This is a genomic window from Brevundimonas sp. LjRoot202 (genome assembly GCF_964253355.1).
In the GTDB taxonomy this organism is placed as follows: Bacteria; Pseudomonadota; Alphaproteobacteria; order Caulobacterales; family Caulobacteraceae; genus Brevundimonas.
The window spans coordinates 111321-127372 of the sequence record NZ_CAXUQW020000003.1 but is presented as its reverse complement, the minus strand read 5'-3'; the positions used below and the strand labels follow the sequence as shown (position 1 = coordinate 127372).

The window sequence follows — 16052 nt, the reverse complement described above, 5'->3', positions numbered from 1 at the left end:
ATCACGTCGGCAGGGGGTTCTCGCCGGGCTCGTCCTGTCGAAACAGGGGTCGTCCCGGTGGAGACGCAGGGTTCACTTGCGTCGGAAGCGGCGGCTTATGGGGCAAAAGGGGCGGTTTGTCGACTCGGGCCAGGACACGCACATCGCGTTTCAGCGTTATCGTTTCCGATGGCCCGTTCCCACGTCCCTGATACGGTGTGCCTCCCAGCCTCCCCGCTGCGAGATCCGACATGACCCCGCTCACCGACGACCGACTGCGCGACGAGGTGCGCCTGTTGGGCGGCCTGCTCGGCGAGGTGATCCGCGACGAGGGCGGGCAGGACCTTTACGACCGCGTCGAGGCTGTCCGTCAGGCCTCGGTCGCCTGGCACCGCGACGCGGGGGCCGCCGACGCCGCCCGCCTGGAGCAGTTGCTCGGCGAACTGTCTCTGGATCAGGCCGTCGGCCTCGCCCATGGCTTCGCGGTCTTCTCCCTGCTCGCCAACGTCGCCGAGGACCGGGCAGGCAAACGCCGGGCCCGGGAACAGGCGGCGGCGGGCGCGAGGGCCGACACCCCCGAGGGCGCGCTTCAACGCCTTGCCGGGACGGGCGCGTCGACGGACGAGGCGCGCGACCTGCTGGCCGGCGCGCTGATCTCGCCCGTTCTCACCGCCCATCCCTCCGAGGTGCGGCGCAAGAGCGTCATCGACCGCATCGCCGCCGTGTCCGACCTGCTCGACGCCTGCGACCAGAACGACCTCGCCTGCGCGCCCGAGGTGCTGATGGCCGGCCTGCGACGCCAGACGGTCATTCTCTGGACCACCCGGCTGGTCCGGCAGGCGGGGCTGGCGGTGCAGGACGAGATCGACACTGTCGTCTCGTTCCTGGAGCGGGTCTTCCTGCATGTGGCGCCGGCCCAGCTGGCCGACTGGCGCAGGCGGGTGGGGGCGCCGGAGCTCGCACCCTTCATCCGCATCGGCACCTGGGTCGGCGGCGATCGCGACGGCAACCCCAATGTGGACGGCGGCGTCCTGACCGCCGCCTTCCGCACCCAGGCCCGCGCGGCGCTTCGCCACTATCTGGACGAGGTCAACGCCCTCGGCGCGGAGCTCAGCCTGTCCGGCTCGATGAGCGCCGTGTCGCCGGAACTGGCGGCGCTGGCGCAGGCGTCCGGGGACCGCTCGCCGCACCGGGCCGACGAGCCCTATCGCCGCGCCCTCAGTGAAATCTACGCCCGCCTGGCCGCGACCCATCCGGTGCTGACGGGGCAACCCGCCCCCCGGGCGGCGGCGTTCGCGGCCGGGCCCTACGCCGGGCCGGACGTCTTCCGCGCCGACTTGGCGGTGCTGCGCGACAGCCTGGTCGCCCATCACGGGGCGGTGTTCGCCGATGACCGGCTGACCCGGCTGGTCACGGCCGTGGACGTGTTCGGCTTCCACATGGCCACCCTGGACCTGCGCCAGAACGCCGATGTCCACGAGCGCGTGGTCGCCGACCTGCTCAAGGTCGCCGGCGTTTGCGAGGACTACCCCGCGCTGGATGAGGAGGCCCGGCTGGCGCTGTTGGCGGCGGAACTGGCCTCCGGCCGCCTGCTGTTCAGCCCCTACGCCGCCTATGCGGACGAGACCTTGAAGGAGAGGGACATCCTGCTGGCCGCGGCCGAGGCGCTGCGCCTGTTCGGGCCCCAGGCGATCCGCACCCACGTGGTCTCCAAGACCGACGCCGCGTCCGACCTGCTGGAGGTCTATCTGCTGCTCCGGGAGGTCGGCCTCTACCGACCCGACGCGCCCGAGACCTGCCCGATCCAGGCGGCTCCCCTGTTCGAGACCATCGACGACCTGCGCGCCTCGAAGCCGACGCTGGAGCGGTTGCTGAAGGAGCCCTCCGCCCTCGCCGTGGCCCGCGCCCGGGGGGTGCAGGAGGTGATGATCGGCTATTCCGACTCCAACAAGGACGGCTCCTACCTGACCTCGACCTGGGAGTTGCACGAGGCGTCGCGGGCCCTGCTGGAGGTCACGGACGCGGCGGGCCTGCGACTGCAGCTGTTCCACGGCCGGGGCGGCGCCGTCGGCCGGGGCGGCGGCTCCAGTTTCGCCGCCGTCGTCGCCCAGCCGCAGGGCACCGTCGCCGGCCGCATCCGCGTCACCGAACAGGGCGAGGTGATCGCCAACAAATACGGCGAGCCCGACGTGGCCCGTCGCAACCTCGACGCCTTGACCTGCGGCGTCCTGCTGGCCTCGCTGCGGCCGCCGGCCGACCAGACCTTCAGCGAACGGCATGGCGACACGGCGCGGGCCCTGTCCCGGGCCTCGATGGCGGCCTACCGGGCGCTGGTCTACGAGACCGAGGGCTTCGTCAACTATTTCCGCGCCGCCACGCCGATCGTCGAGATCGCCGAGCTGAAGATCGGTTCCCGCCCGGCCTCTCGCTCCGCCTCGACCGCGATCGAGGACCTGCGCGCCATTCCCTGGGTGTTCAGCTGGAGCCAGTCGCGGATCATGCTGCCGGGCTGGTTCGGTTTCGGCTCGGCGGTCGAGGGGGCGGACCTGGACGAACTGCGGGCCATGGCCCGCGACTGGCCGTTCTTTCGCACCCTGATGCAGAACATGGAGATGGTCATGGCCAAGGCTGACATGACCATCGCCCGGCGCTACGCCTCGCTGGTCCCCGACCGCGCCCTGGCCGACCGCATCCACGGCGCGATCGTCGCCGAGTGGGACCGGACGGTGGCGGCGGTGCTGGCCGTCACCGGACAGGACGCCCTGCTGGCCGGACAGCCCGAGCTCGACCGCCTGATCCGCCTGCGCATGCCCTATGTCGAGCCGCTCAATCACGTGCAGATCGAGCTGATCCGCCGCCGCCGCGCCGGCGATGACGACCCGCGCGTTCGCGAGGGCATCCTGCTGGCCCTCAACGGCGTCGCCGCGGGCCTGCGCAACAGCGGCTGATCAACGTTAAGTTATCCGCGAATTCACCCGGCGTCGCCATTTCGCCGCGAAATCCACATCAGGCCGCAACAGCGTGGCCGTATCTCCCGCACCGTCGCCGCCAGGGAGCGACGCAGCTCTCCGCAGGAGATCGCCATGAAAACTCTCGCTTCTCTCACCGCCGTCCTGATCGTCGCCATCGCCGGTTCCGCTTCCGCCCAGGAGGCCCGCATCCGGTGGGGCGATCTGGACCTGTCCACCGCCGCCGGGGCCGACGCCTTCGACGCCCGCATCCGCTCGGCGGCCCGCAAGATGTGCCGCAATATCCCGGTGACCGGCGGTCGCGCCGCCTGTCAGACGGCGGTCCGGGACGAAGCCGTCCGCCTGCTGCCCGGCGCCGCCCAGGTCGACTACGCCCTGAGCCGGGTCCCGCTGGTGGCGTAAGGCCCGCGAAAAAGGCCCGGCGGAGCGATCCGCCGGGCCTTCGCCGTTTCTGGCCTGATCCGTGCCCCGCGCGCCGCCCTCAGGCAGCCCGAAGGTCGTCAGGGCGCTAGGACGTCGGGAAACCCCGCACCTTCAGCAGGGCGGCCACATCCGGGTCGCGGCCGCGGAAGCGGCGGTAGGCTTCGCCCCGGTCGGTGGTGTTGCCCTCCGACAGGATGATCGCCTTGTAGCGGGCCGCGATGTCCGGGTTGAAGACGTCGCCCGACTCCTCGAAATAGGCCCAGGTGTCGGCGTCCATGACCTCGGACCAGAGGTAGCTGTAGTACCCCGCCGAATAGGCGTCCGATGTGAACAGGTGATTGAACTGCGGCAGGCGGTGCCGCATCACGATCTCCTTCGGCATGCCGATCCGGGCCAGGCTCTCGCGCTCGAACGCGTCGATGTCGGTCGGCGGCGTGGCCCGGGTGTGCAGGTCCATGTCGACCAGGGCCGAGGAGAGGTAGCTGACCGTCGTATAGCCCTGGTTGAAGGTCTGCGAGGCCTCGATCTTGTCGACCAGCGCCTGCGGCATCGGCTGACCGGTCTCCACGTGCTTCATGTAACCGTCGAGGATCGGCCGCGACAGCACCCAGTGCTCGTGCACCTGCGACGGATATTCCACATAGTCGCGCGGCGTGCCCCCCAGGGCCGGGTAGGTGATCTTGTACGAGAGATAGTGCAGGGCGTGGCCGAACTCGTGGAACATCGTCTCGGCGTCGTCGAGCGAGATCAGGATGGGGTCCGCGCCCTCGGCCTTGATGAAGTTGTTGTTGTTCGACGCCAGGGTGTTCTTGACCCCGTCATAGGTGGAATAGCCGCGATAGGTGGTCATCCATGCGCCCGAACGCTTACCCGGACGCGCATAGTCGTCGGCGTAGTAGAGGCCGATGGGCTGGCCGGCGTCCTTGACCTCGTAAACGGTGACGTCGGGATGGAAGACCGGCACCGTTCCCGGGGCCAGCTTCTCGAAGGTGAAGCCGTACAGGCGGCGGGCCATTTCGAACGAGCCGGCGCGGACGTTGGTCAGCTCGAAATACGGCTTCAGCTCGTTCTGATCGAGGTCGTACTTCTGCTTCCGGACCTTCTCCGCATAGTAGAGGTAGTCCCACGGCTCGATGTCGTGGCCGGCGATGGCGCGCATGTCGGCGACCTCTTCCGCCACCCGGGCCTTGGCCGGAGCCCAGACCCGGTTCATCAGGTCCATGGCCGCCGCCGGCGTCTTCGCCATCGTGTCCTGCATCCGCCATTCGGCGTGGTTGCCGAAGCCCAGCAGGCTGGCGCGCTCGGCCCGCAGCTTCACGATCTCGGCGATGGTGGCGTTGGTGTCGTTGGCGTCGCCGTTGTCGCCGCGATTGACGAATTTGCGCCAGACCTGCTCACGCAGCGCGCGGTCGTCAGCGAAGGACAGGAAGGGATCCACGCTCGAGCGGGTGTTGACGATGGCGTAGCCCGGCACATTGCGGCTGCGGGCCGCCGCCGCGGCCGCCGCCTTGTTCGACGCCGGCAGGCCGGCCACCCCGGCCTCGGCCGGGATGTGCGTGAAGGTGTTCTCGTCGGCGACGACCTTCTGGCCGAAACGGGTGAAGGCGTTGGACAGGGCGGTGTTGATCCGGCCCAGCTCGGCCTTCTTCGCCGCGTCCAGCGCCGCGCCGCTGCGCACGAAGGCGTCGCGACTGCGTTCCGAGAGACGGGTCTGCTCGGCGGTCAGCCCGGCCGCCGCGGCGCCGTCGGCCACGGCCTTGATGCGGGCGAACAGCTTCTCGTTGAAGGTGATCTCGTCGCCGGCGGCGGACAGCAGGGGCGACACTTCGGTGTCGACGGCCTGGTAGTCGTCCGAGCCGATGTTCTGGGTCATCACCCCGAACAGGTTCAGGGCCCGGTCCAGCGGCTCGCCGGCCATCTGCAGGGCGACCTGGGTGTTGGCGAAGGTGGCCGGCTCGGGGTTGTTCGCGATCGCCTCGATCTCGGCGCGTTGCAGTTCGATGCCCTCGAGGATGGCCTCGCGCAGCTTGGCGGCGCTGACCTTGTCCCACGGCGGCACCCCCTGATAGGGGCCGGTCCACGGCTGCAGCAGCTCGGCGCGCGGGGTCTGCGCCGGCAGGACGGCCCGGGCGATGCGGGCGTCCTCGGCGAGACTGGACGCCGACGGGGCCTCGCCCAGGTCAACGCCGTTGGCGGCGCAAGCGGACAGAACCATCAGGCTGCCTCCGGCGATGAAGAAGTTGCGGCGATGCATGGACAAGCCTCCGTTGAAACGATCCGTTCCGCCCTACCTAGGCCCCCCGGGCGCTGACTGTCACATGAACGGCCCGTAATCTTGGACGTGGACGACAAAGAGCCGCACGGCTAACACCCCGCCATGGCGATAGGCGTATTCGACTCCGGCGTGGGCGGGCTGACGGTCCACCGCGAACTGACGCGGCGGTTCCCCGACCGGGACTTCGTCTATCTGGCCGATCAGGCCAACGCCCCCTACGGCGGCCGCGGCGGCGAGGAGATCGTCGATCTGACCCGGGCCGGTTGCGAGCGGCTGTTCGAGGCCGGAGCCAACGTCATCGTCCTGGCCTGCAACACCGCCAGCGCCATCGCCCTTCGCCGCCTGCAGCAGACCTGGGTGCCCGAGGCCCGGGCGCGGCACGGGCGGCCGGTCAATGTGCTGGGCATCATCGTGCCGACCATAGAGTCCGCCACCGGCCTGCCCTGGACCTATGAAGCCGAACGGCTCGGGGACAAGATCGAGGCGCTCGAGATCACCGGCGTGTTCTGCACCGCCGCCACCGCCATGAGCCGGGTCTACGAGATCGAGATCGACAAGCGCCGCGAGGATCTGGCCGTGTTCTCCGAACCCTGCCCCGGCCTCGCCGGCCTGATCGAACTGGGCGCGCCGCCCGAGGAGCTGAAGATCGTTGTGCAGGACCACGTCGACGCCCTGCGCCGCCGCATCGGACGGCACCCGGACAAGGCCATTCTCGGCTGCACCCACTACGAGATCGTCGCCGACCTGTTCGCCGCCGCCCTGCCCGAGGGCACGCCGGTGATCCACCAGCCGACCGCCGTCGCCGACGCGCTGGACCGCTATTTCCAACGGCATCCCGAATACGCGCTCGGCGGCTCCGGCCGGCGAGACTTCCTGACCACCGGCCAGCCGGGCGCCCAATCGGATCTGGTGGGCCAGTTCTGGGGCGCGCCGCTGACCTTCCAGCCGGCTTGAGCGACGGCGGCGCTTGACGCCGGAGCCTGTCCGGGCGCGGATGCCGTCCGGGAGGATTTTTTCGCATGAACCGTCTGCTGCTCGCCGCCGCGTTGTCGGCCTTGGCCGGCTCCGCTTCGGCGGAGGTGTCGAGCCGGTCCGACGATGGCTTCAGCCTGACCTATGAACGCGGGGTGGCGGCGTCCGACGAGGCGATCCTCGCCGCCATCGCCGGCCCCGCCGCGTGGTGGAGCGACGCCCACACCTACTCCGGAAGCGCGGCCAACATCTCGGTCGATCTGAGGCCCGGCGGCTGCTGGTGCGAGGCTCTGCCGGGCGGCGGCGTCAAGCACGCTGAGGCGGTGCTGGTCTGGCCGGAACAGCGGATGGTCCGCTTCGACGCGCCGTTCGGGCCGCTGCAATCGATCGGCGCCGACGCGATCCTGACCATGAGCTGGGCCGATGTGGAGGGTCAGCCGGGCCGCGCCCTGAAGTGGACCTTTGTCGTCAACGGCCCCGGCGCCGGCGCCATGGCCGACGCCATCGATGGCGTCATGAGCGAGCAGTTCGGCCGACTGGCGGACCACCTCGGCGGCGACTAGCCCGCCAGCGCCGTCTCCGAGGCCACGATCCGGCTGGCGGCGTGGACCACCGCGCCGATGCGCAGGGCGGCCTGCACCTGGGTCGCCGGCACGCCGTGCTTGCGCAGCTCGCCCTCGTGGGCGTCGAGGCAGGCGCCGCAGCCGTTGATGGCCGAGACGGCCGTGGACCACAGCTCGAAGTCCATCTTGTCGACGCCCGGATTGGCGATGACGTTCATGCGCAGCTTCGCGGGGATGGTCGTGTATTCCTGGTTCTTCATCAGGTGCAGCGACCGGTAGTAGATGTTGTTCATGCCCATGATGGCGGCGGCCGACTTGGCGGCGTTCATCGCCTCGGGCGACAGCACGGTCGCGGCCTGGGTCTCGATGGCCTTGACCACGGGCGCGACGCCGATGGCGTGGGCCGAGGCCAGGAAGGCGCCCCACTTCTGCTGATCGTTCAGCACCGTCTCGGAGGCCAGCGAGCCGAGGTTCAGCGAGATGTCCTTGGCGTAGGCCGGGATGAGGTCGCGCAGGGCGTCGATCGACATTTTGGGGGTTCCCTTCGGGAAGCGGCTATCGCTCACGACGCGGTCGTTCGCTGCTTGAGCCGCATATGGGGACTTGGTTGTTTCAGGCGCGACCGCGCTCAAGTCGCGAGGCTCCGCGAGCCGGGCATAGCGCCAGAAAAGAAACGAGTGTGGAAGGCGGCGATCCACGCGCCGCCGCCTTCCACATCTCAGGTCGCCGCCTTACGCGGCGAGCGTCTCGCCGCCCACCGGGCGGTTGCAGGCGCACAGTTCGTCGGTCTGCAGGGCGTCGACGACGCGCAGGGTGTCCGCCGGGGCGCGGCCGACGTTCAGGTTGGTGACGTAGACGTGCTGCACGACGTTGTGCGGATCGACCACGAAGGTGGCGCGCAGGGCGACGCCTTCGGCCTCGTCGAGCACGCCGAGCTCGCGGGCGAACTTGCCGCCATTGTCGGCGAACTGCCAGATCGGCAGCTTGTTCAGGTCGGCGTGGTCACGCCGCCAGGCCAGCTTGACGAATTCGTTGTCGGTCGAGCCGCCCAGCACCACGGTGTCGCGGTCGTCGAAATCGCGGGCCAGCGAGGCGAACTCGGCGATCTCGGTCGGGCAGACGAAGGTGAAGTCCTTCGGGTAGAAGAAGATGACCTTCCACTTGCCCTCGAAGCTGTCCTGGGTGATCGGCTCGAAGGCCGAGACGCCGTTCTCTTCGTGGCTGTTGAAGCCCGGCTTCACGCCGATGATCTTGAATTCCGGCAGTTTCTGACCGACGCCCAGCATGTGCTGACCTCCTGATGGTTTCGATGAAGAAGTTCTGGAGCGCCGGGGGAGCGGCGCCGCAGCCGCGAATTGGCCTGTGCGCTGCACAAAGTCAATCTCTGGAAACACATTTCATCGATAGATTTATTCTATACACATCATAGGCTGACGAGGCCTGACGATGCGGCGCCGGGCGCTTTACCGGCCACGGCCCGGAGGGCACGGTCCGGGTCTGACAAGGAGCCCGCCATGAACCGACTGATCGCCGCCGTCCTGGCCGCCGCCATCGCCGCCCCGGCCGTCGCCGTCGCCCAGACGCCGCCCGCCACCATCGGCGAGCGCTACATCCCCGCGCCCTGGTGGATGCGCGAGCCGGTGATCGCCTCCATCGGCCAGGTGCGCACCCAGGTCGCCGCCAACCGCGCCGGCTTCAGCGCCAGCTTCCAGTCGGTCGATCGCACCGCCGCCGACGCCTCGCGCAAGGCCGCCGACCAGATTCGCGCGCTCAGCCAGGCCCTGGCCGCCTACGGCGTCGACGTCGTCCGGGTCGAGACGACGGTGTCCACCCGGCCGCTCTACGACCAGTACCGCGACGAGGGCGGCGTACTGCGCGACAACGCCCGCGCCGACCAGATCGAGCGCTACCAGGCCGACGCCACCATCAACGTCACGGTGCGGGACACGCGGGTGCTGGAGCGGGTCTACGCCACCGTCGTCGCCTCCCAGCCGACCTCGATCGGCCAGGTCTGGTTCAACCTCGAACCGGACAATGCGGTGAAGACCTGGCTGCAGGGCGAGGCGGTCAAGGACGCCGCCGCCCGGGCGCGCGCGGCCGCCTCCAACGCCGGGGCGTCGCTGGGCGAGGTCAAGGTCATCGATCCGACCGGCCGCGCCTGTGAGACCGACGTGCTGGCCGGCTGGCCCGCCTACGGCTCGGGCGGCCTCGCCACCGACGTCGACTTCGAGCCGGCCTTCGTGCCGCCGCCGGCCCCGCCCCCGTCGCCCGTGGCCGCCCGCGGAGCCGGCGCGCCCAGCGAGGAACAGATCGAGGCGGCGCGGCTGGCGCTGCAGCCGCCGCTGCGCGAGCTGACCGACCGGGCCTGCGTGGTTTACGCCCTCAACTGACGGACGGGTTGACGCAAGACCGCGGCCGGGCGACCGAAGGGCATGCTGCACGCCTTTCAGGCCGATCCCGCCTTCGACGCCGGCTCCGTCGTGGTCTGCGACTGGCCGCTGTGCCAGGTCCGGCTCCAGGATGACGTCCGCTTTCCGTGGCTGATCCTGATCCCTCGCCGCGCCGGTCTGCGCGAGCTTGAGGACCTGACCCCCGCAGACCGGGCTTTGCTGATGGACGAGACCATCCGCGCGGGCGAGGTCGTGCGAATGCTGGGCGAGGCGGCCCGGCGGCCGGTCGAGAAGTTGAATGTGGCCGCGCTGGGCAACGTCACGGCGCAGTTGCACGTGCATGTGGTCGGCCGCCGCCGCGACGACGGCTTGTGGCCCGATCCGGTCTGGGGGCGCGGCGGCGCGAGGCCGTATGGGGCGCAGGCGCTTCAGACAGCCGTATCGCGCGTGCGGCTCAGTCGGGCCGGGTGAGAGTCACCGGCCGGGTTTGTCCGTCCCCGGTCAGCCGGCCGGTCCAGCCGCTCCGGCCCCGCTCCAGCGCGATCCCGCCGACGCCTTCCAGCGTCAGCGTCCTTCCGTCGAACACGGCCGCGCCCGAGTCCCGCGCATTGCGCCATCCGCCCTCGGCCCTCCCGGAGCCGGAATCCATCAGCACCATCTCATAGAGCGTCCGCCCCTCCGCATCGACGATCCGCCAGGCGCCGTCCATCGGCCCGGCCGTCTGGTCGGCGCGGATCTCGGCCGAGGCCACGCCCTGCTCGTAGGCGGCCTCCGCGTCGGTCGGGGTGACCTCGTAGGAGCCGTCATAGGCGTCGACCGTGACCGGCGCGGTCAGCGGCGCGCGGTGCGGGGTGGGGCCGACGTCGCCCTCGGCGATCTCGCGGCCGAAGTCGGAACCGGGCTCGAACGGACGGATCGCCGGCGCCGTATAGAGCGTCTGCGTCGACGGGTGCGGCGCCGCCTGCGGGGCGAGCAGGCCGGCCACGGCGGCTAGGATGATCCCCGACATGGCCCCAGTCTGCCGCCTTCGGCGTGATCTGGCAAAGCCGGTGCGTCCGCGCCGCGAATTCGTGACAGGACGACAAGGAACGCTCGCGCTTCGTTGACCCCCGCCGCGCCGCTGGACTAAAGCCTGATCACCGATTTCGAGCGGCTGATTTCGCTCAGGTTTCTGAGAACCATTCGCATATGTCGACTTCCCCCTTGCCGGGCGATGCTTCGAACGATCCGACCGACGATCAGTCCGGCCGCTTCGTGCGCCAGCCCAACGGCCGTGTCCGCCCCCTCTCGCCCCACCTGCAGGTCTGGCGCTGGCACGTCACCATGCTGGCTTCGATCCTTGTCCGCGTCAGCGGCGGGGCGCTGGCGGCCGGCGCCCTGTTCGTTGTCGCCTGGCTGGCGGCCCTGGCCTTGGGACCCGACGCCTATGCGACCTTCACCGCCTGGATGGGTTCGCCGCTGGGCCTGCTGGTCTGGATCGGCCTGACCGCCGCCTTGGCCTACCATTTCGCCGGCGGCGTCCGGCACCTGATCTGGGACGCCGGCCAAGGCCTGACGCCGAAGTCGGCCAATCTGCTGTCCACCGCCTCGATCGCCTTCGCCGTCGTCGTCACGGTCGCCTTCTGGGCCGGGCTGTTCATGACCGGGAGGGTGTCGCTTTGAGCCACGGGACCAAAAGCTACATCAAGGGCGTCAAGGTCTCCGAACGCCACGGCGCGGGCGAGTGGGTGCAGGAGCGGCTGTCGTCGCTGATCCTCGTCCCCCTGACCCTGTGGGGCCTGTGGAGCGGCTGGGTCCTGTCCGGCGCTGGCTACGAGGGGGCGCTGGCCTGGTTCCGCTCGCCGGTCAACGCGGTCCTGCTGGCCGTCACCCTGCTGGTCAGCCTGTGGCACATGAACATGGGCCTGAAGGTCATGATCGACGACTACATCCACCGGCCCGCTTCGCGGAACACCCTGGTCGGCCTGATCGGCCTGCTGTGCGTGATCCTCGCCGCCGCCGGCGTCTTCTTCATCGTGCGACTGGCGCTGGGCTCGGCCCCGCTGCCGGCCGGTTTCGGAGCCTGATCGCGTGGCTGCTTATGAATTCGTCGACCATGCTTATGACGTCGTGGTCGTGGGGGCGGGCGGTTCCGGCCTGCGCGCGGCGCTCGGCGCGGCGCAGCAGGGGCTGAAGGTCGCCTGCGTCACCAAGGTCTTCCCGACCCGCTCGCACACCGTGGCGGCCCAGGGCGGCATCTCCGCCTCGCTCGGCAACATGGGCGAGGACTCGTGGCAGTGGCACATGTACGACACCGTCAAGGGGTCGGACTGGCTGGGCGACCAGGACGCCATTGAATACCTGGTCCGCAACGCGCCCAAGGCCGTCTACGAGCTCGAGCACTGGGGCGTGCCCTTCTCTCGCACCGACGAGGGCAAGATCTACCAGCGCGCCTTCGGCGGCATGACGCGCAATTTCGGCGAAGGCCCGGTGCAGCGCACCTGCGCCGCCGCCGACCGCACCGGCCACGCCATCCTGCACACCCTGTACGGCCAGTCGGTGCGCCGCGAGGTCGAGTTCTTCGTCGAATATTTCGGCCTCGACCTGATCATGCAGGACGGCGCCTGCACCGGCCTGACGGCGCTCCAGCTCGACACCGGCCAGTTGCACCGCTTCCGCGCCAAGATGGTCATCCTGGCCACCGGCGGCTACGGGCGCGCCTATTTCAGCGCCACCAGCGCCCACACCTGCACCGGTGACGGCAACGCCATGGTGCTGCGCGCCGGCCTGCCGCTGCAGGATATGGAGTTCGTGCAGTTCCACCCGACCGGCATCTACGGCGCCGGCTGCCTGATCACCGAAGGTGCGCGCGGCGAGGGCGGCTACCTGACCAACTCCGAAGGCGAGCGGTTCATGGAGCGCTATGCGCCGACCGTGAAAGACCTGGCCCCGCGCGACATGGTCAGCCGCTCCATGACCATCGAGATCCGCGAGGGCCGCGGCGTCGGCCCGAACAAGGACCACATCCACCTGCACCTCGACCACCTCGATCCGAAGATACTGCACGAGCGTCTGCCGGGCATTTCCGAGAGCGCCAAGATCTTCGCCGGCGTCGACGTGACGAAGCAGCCGATCCCGGTGCTGCCAACGGTCCACTACAACATGGGCGGCATCCCCACGAACTATCACGGCGAGGTCCTGACCAAGGTCGGCGACAATGCCGACAGCGTCGTGCCCGGCCTGATGGCCGTCGGCGAGGCGGCCTGCGTCTCGGTGCACGGGGCCAACCGCCTCGGCTCCAACAGCCTCACCGATCTGGTCGTCTTCGGCCGCGCCGCAGGCTTGCGCTGCGGCGAGACGGTGGACAAGACCTCGAAGGTCCCGGATGCGCCCGCCGCCGTCACCGACGGCCACCTGGCGCGGCTCGACCGCTTCCGTCACGCGAACGGCTCGACCCCGACCGCGAAGCTGCGCATCGAGATGCAGCGCGCCATGCAGTCGGACGCCGCCGTGTTCCGCACCGGCAGGACGCTGGAGGAGGGCGTGGCCAAGCTGCGCGCCATCCACGCCGCCGGCGCTGACATCAAGACCACCGACCGCGGCCTGATCTGGAACACCGACCTGGTCGAGACCCTCGAATACGACAATCTGGTCGACCAGGCCCTGGTCACCATCGAGGGGGCGCTGAACCGCACCGAGAGCCGCGGCGCCCACGCCCGCGAGGACTTCCCCGAGCGCGACGATGTGAACTGGATGAAGCACACCCTCGCCTGGAAGGTCCCCGGCGACGCGGTGAAGATCGATTACCGGCCGGTCCACAATTACACGATGTCCGACGACATCGCCTACATCGAGCCCAAGGCTCGGGTGTACTGACCATGCTGACCGGCGGCTGCCATTGCGGAAGCGTGCGCTACGAGGCCGAGGGGGTCCCGATCGAGCGCGCCCTCTGCCATTGCGAACTGTGCCGCCGCACGACCGGGGCTCCCGCCGTCGCCTGGTTCACGGTGCGTGAGGGCGACTTGCGCCTGACCGGCGAACCGGTCGCCTACGCCTCGTCCGATCACGCGGTGCGCACCTTCTGCGGTCGCTGCGGGACCCAGATCACCTTCCGGGACGCCGCCTGCGACGACCGTATCGACATCACCACGGGCAGCCTCGACGATCCCGAGGCCTGTCCTCCGGTCGAGCAAATCTGGGTCCGCAGCCGTCTCGCCTGGATGGCCACGGCCCACGCCCTGCCCGATGACCTTGAAAGGCGGCCGCGATGACCGAAACGACCCTCCGTCTGCCGCTGCCGCCGCGCCGTTCCGCGGGGCTGAAGCTGCTTCTGGTCTGCGGCCTGGCCCTGGTGATGAGCCTTGCCGCCCTGTTCGTCTTCGCCTTGCTGATGGATCGCTCGAATCGGGCCGATCAGGTGGCGCAGGAGGTCGGCGGCCTGATGGGCGGCCCCCAGACCTTCCTGGGTCCGGTTATCGCCGTGCCCTACACCCGAAGCGTGGTTGAGGCCGCGCCCCCGGCGGCGGACGGCACGACCCGGGCGATGCAGGCGAGCGTGGACGCCGGCGTCTGGCACATCTTCCCGACCCGGGGCCGTGTCGAGGTCGCGACCGTGTCCGAGGTCCGCAGCCGCTCGCTGTTCAAGGTTCCCGTCTACACCGCCGACCTGAGCTATGCCGCGAGCTTCGACCTCGCCAACGCCGGGGCCGAGGCGCCGCGCGGGGCCGTGCTGGACTGGAGCCGGGCCGAGATCGTGCTGGGGGCCTCTGATGCACGGGGGGCCAAGTCGGACATCGGTCTGACTCTCGCCGGACAGACGGTGGCCCTGACCCCGTCGAGGGTCGAACCCACGGCGCAATTGTCGGCGGCGGACGACGTGGGCGACCACCCGCGCGTCCGGGGCGAACAGAGCCTGCGGCTGTTCGGAACCCGCCTGCCGGAGAGCCTTCGAACCGCCGGGACGTTCCAGGTGGCGGGACGCGCCGCCTTCTCCGGGGCCCAGCGCGTCGCGGTCCTCGCCTTCGCCGGAACGACCGATGCGGTCATTCGCGGCGACTGGCCGCATCCGTCCTACAACGGCGGCTTCCTGCCGTCCCGCCAGCAGGCCGGCGCCGATGACACCGGCTTCAACGCCACATGGACGGTGCCGTTCGTCGCGCGCGGCGTGCCGGTGGAAGGGGACGCCGCAACCCTGAGCCGATTGGGCGCCACCTCCCTCGGCGCCACCTTCGTCGAGCCGGCGAACCCCTATCAGTCGGTCAGCCGCTCGCTGAAGTACGCGCCCCTGTTCATCGGCCTGGTCTTCCTGGCCTATTTCCTTTTCGAGACCACCACCGGCCGCCGCGTCCATCCGGCCCAGTACATCCTCGTCGGCATGGCCCAGGTGATCTTCTACATGCTGCTGCTGTCGATCGCCGAGCACATCGGCTTCGACCTCGCCTTCGCGGTGGCTGCGGCCGCCACCGTCGGCCTGATTTCGGCCTACGCCGGCTGGACTTTCGACAGCCGGGCCCAAGGCCTGAGGGCGTTGGTCGCCTTCACCTTCCTGTACGGCCTCATCTATGTGCTGATGCGGCTCGAGGACTATGCGCTGCTGGTCGGCGCCCTCTCCAGCTTCGCGGCCATCGCGGCCGTCATGTATTTCACCCGCAACGTCGACTGGTATGGCGTGAAGGGTCAGGACACCCGAGATATCGCCTGATGGTTCAGCTCACCCTTCCCAAGGGCTCCAAGCCCACCCGCGGCACGGTCCACAAGGCCCCGGCCGGCGCGAAGAACGTCAAGACCTACAAGGTCTACCGCTACGACCCCGAGGTCGACGCCGACCCGCGCTGGGACGTCTATGAGGTTTCGGCCGACGACCACGGGCCGATGCTGCTCGACGCCCTGATCCACATCAAGAACGAGATCGACCCGACGCTGTCGTTTCGGCGCTCGTGCCGCGAGGGCATCTGCGGTTCCTGCTCGATGAACATCGACGGCCGCAACACCCTGGCCTGCACCAAGGGCTGGGAGGAGTGCTCCTCCTCGACGATCTCCATCGCGCCCTTGCCGCACCAGCCGGTGGTCAAGGACCTGGTCACTGACCTGACCCTGTTCTACGCCCAGTACGACTCGATCCAGCCCTACCTCCAGTCCGACGAGCCGGACCCGGAGAAGGAGCGCATCCAGCTGCCGGAAGACCGCGCCAAGCTGGACGGCCTCTACGAATGCATCCTGTGCGCCTGCTGCTCGACCTCGTGCCCGAGCTACTGGTGGAACCAGACCGAATACCTCGGCCCGGCCGCCCTGCTGCAGTCCTACCGCTGGATCGCCGACAGCCGCGACGACGCCACCGACAAGCGGCTCGACGACCTCGAGGACCCGTTCAAGCTCTACCGCTGCCACACCATCATGAACTGCGCCCAGGTGTGCCCCAAGGGCCTGAACCCGGCCAAGGCCATCGCCGAGACCAAGAAGCTGATGGTCTCGCCGTCGCGGAAGAAGACCGAGGCCGCCTGAC

16 protein-coding genes are annotated in these 16052 nt (G+C 69.6%); 12 read left to right on the top strand and 4 right to left on the bottom strand.

Annotation, left to right across the window (positions count from 1 at the left end; translation table 11 throughout):
* Positions 1-230 precede the first annotated feature (230 nt).
* Both ppc and ACSQ1L_RS08480 read left to right on the top strand, forming a co-directional pair.
* Entirely contained in the window at positions 231-2927 is a 2697-nt protein-coding gene (gene ppc, locus ACSQ1L_RS08485; protein WP_435993914.1) for a phosphoenolpyruvate carboxylase, read from the top strand.
* Between the two features lie 135 nt (positions 2928-3062).
* Positions 3063-3350 carry a UrcA family protein gene (locus ACSQ1L_RS08480; protein WP_435993912.1) on the top strand — a complete coding sequence of 96 codons (288 nt, stop codon included), beginning with the start codon at positions 3063-3065 and terminating at the stop codon, positions 3348-3350.
* 106 nt (positions 3351-3456) lie between these two features.
* Here ACSQ1L_RS08480 and ACSQ1L_RS08475 read toward each other — a convergent pair whose 3' ends face one another.
* The gene (locus ACSQ1L_RS08475; RefSeq protein ID WP_435993910.1) at positions 3457-5625 is read right to left on the bottom strand and encodes a M3 family metallopeptidase; all 2169 of its coding nucleotides are present in this window, start codon (positions 5623-5625) and stop codon (positions 3457-3459) included.
* 123 nt (positions 5626-5748) lie between these two features.
* Between ACSQ1L_RS08475 and ACSQ1L_RS08470 the strand changes: the two genes are divergently transcribed.
* Both ACSQ1L_RS08470 and ACSQ1L_RS08465 read left to right on the top strand, forming a co-directional pair.
* Positions 5749-6600: a glutamate racemase gene (locus ACSQ1L_RS08470; RefSeq protein ID WP_435993908.1), complete on the top strand. Its 852-nt coding sequence runs from the start codon at positions 5749-5751 to the stop codon at positions 6598-6600.
* Between the two features lie 65 nt (positions 6601-6665).
* Positions 6666-7181 carry an ATPase gene (locus tag ACSQ1L_RS08465; RefSeq protein WP_435993906.1) on the top strand — a complete coding sequence of 172 codons (516 nt, stop codon included), beginning with the start codon at positions 6666-6668 and terminating at the stop codon, positions 7179-7181.
* Here the strand turns inward: ACSQ1L_RS08465 and ACSQ1L_RS08460 are convergent.
* Together ACSQ1L_RS08460 and ACSQ1L_RS08455 are read right to left on the bottom strand one after the other, a co-directional pair.
* The gene (locus ACSQ1L_RS08460; protein ID WP_435993904.1) at positions 7178-7711 is read right to left on the bottom strand and encodes a carboxymuconolactone decarboxylase family protein; all 534 of its coding nucleotides are present in this window, start codon (positions 7709-7711) and stop codon (positions 7178-7180) included. The genes ACSQ1L_RS08465 and ACSQ1L_RS08460 overlap by 4 nt on opposite strands.
* Positions 7712-7912: 201 nt before the next feature.
* Positions 7913-8467, bottom strand: coding sequence for a peroxiredoxin (locus ACSQ1L_RS08455; RefSeq protein WP_435993902.1), 555 nt, complete (start codon positions 8465-8467; stop codon positions 7913-7915).
* Between the two features lie 228 nt (positions 8468-8695).
* On the opposite strand from ACSQ1L_RS08455, the gene ACSQ1L_RS08450 reads away from it, so the two are divergent.
* Together ACSQ1L_RS08450 and ACSQ1L_RS08445 are read left to right on the top strand one after the other, a co-directional pair.
* Complete coding sequence (locus tag ACSQ1L_RS08450; protein ID WP_435993900.1) at positions 8696-9571, top strand: SIMPL domain-containing protein; 876 nt, start codon at positions 8696-8698, stop codon at positions 9569-9571.
* Positions 9572-9616: 45 nt separating this feature from the next.
* Positions 9617-10042 carry an HIT domain-containing protein gene (locus ACSQ1L_RS08445; RefSeq protein WP_435994250.1) on the top strand — a complete coding sequence of 142 codons (426 nt, stop codon included), beginning with the start codon at positions 9617-9619 and terminating at the stop codon, positions 10040-10042.
* On the opposite strand, the gene ACSQ1L_RS08440 is transcribed toward ACSQ1L_RS08445, so the two are convergent.
* Positions 10026-10580: a hypothetical protein gene (locus ACSQ1L_RS08440; RefSeq protein ID WP_435993898.1), complete on the bottom strand. Its 555-nt coding sequence runs from the start codon at positions 10578-10580 to the stop codon at positions 10026-10028. The genes ACSQ1L_RS08445 and ACSQ1L_RS08440 overlap by 17 nt on opposite strands.
* Before the next feature lie 179 nt (positions 10581-10759).
* Between ACSQ1L_RS08440 and sdhC the strand changes: the two genes are divergently transcribed.
* The 6 genes from sdhC to ACSQ1L_RS08410 are packed head-to-tail and all read left to right on the top strand — an operon-like array spanning position 10760 to position 16051.
* Positions 10760-11233 (top strand): succinate dehydrogenase, cytochrome b556 subunit, encoded by a 474-nt coding sequence (gene sdhC / locus ACSQ1L_RS08435; protein WP_435993896.1) that lies wholly within the window; start codon positions 10760-10762, stop codon positions 11231-11233.
* Positions 11230-11637: a succinate dehydrogenase, hydrophobic membrane anchor protein gene (sdhD, locus tag ACSQ1L_RS08430; protein WP_435993895.1), complete on the top strand. Its 408-nt coding sequence runs from the start codon at positions 11230-11232 to the stop codon at positions 11635-11637. Before sdhC ends, sdhD begins: the two co-directional genes overlap by 4 nt.
* Before the next feature lie 4 nt (positions 11638-11641).
* Entirely contained in the window at positions 11642-13426 is a 1785-nt protein-coding gene (gene sdhA / locus ACSQ1L_RS08425; RefSeq protein WP_435993893.1) for a succinate dehydrogenase flavoprotein subunit, read from the top strand.
* Positions 13427-13428: 2 nt separating this feature from the next.
* Positions 13429-13821, top strand: a complete 393-nt coding sequence (locus ACSQ1L_RS08420) for a GFA family protein (protein ID WP_435993891.1) — start codon at positions 13429-13431, stop codon at positions 13819-13821.
* Positions 13818-15251, top strand: coding sequence for a cell envelope integrity protein CreD (gene creD / locus ACSQ1L_RS08415; RefSeq protein WP_435993889.1), 1434 nt, complete (start codon positions 13818-13820; stop codon positions 15249-15251). Before ACSQ1L_RS08420 ends, creD begins: the two co-directional genes overlap by 4 nt.
* Positions 15251-16051 carry a succinate dehydrogenase iron-sulfur subunit gene (locus ACSQ1L_RS08410; RefSeq protein ID WP_435993887.1) on the top strand — a complete coding sequence of 267 codons (801 nt, stop codon included), beginning with the start codon at positions 15251-15253 and terminating at the stop codon, positions 16049-16051. Before creD ends, ACSQ1L_RS08410 begins: the two co-directional genes overlap by 1 nt.
* Position 16052: the final 1 nt, after the last annotated feature.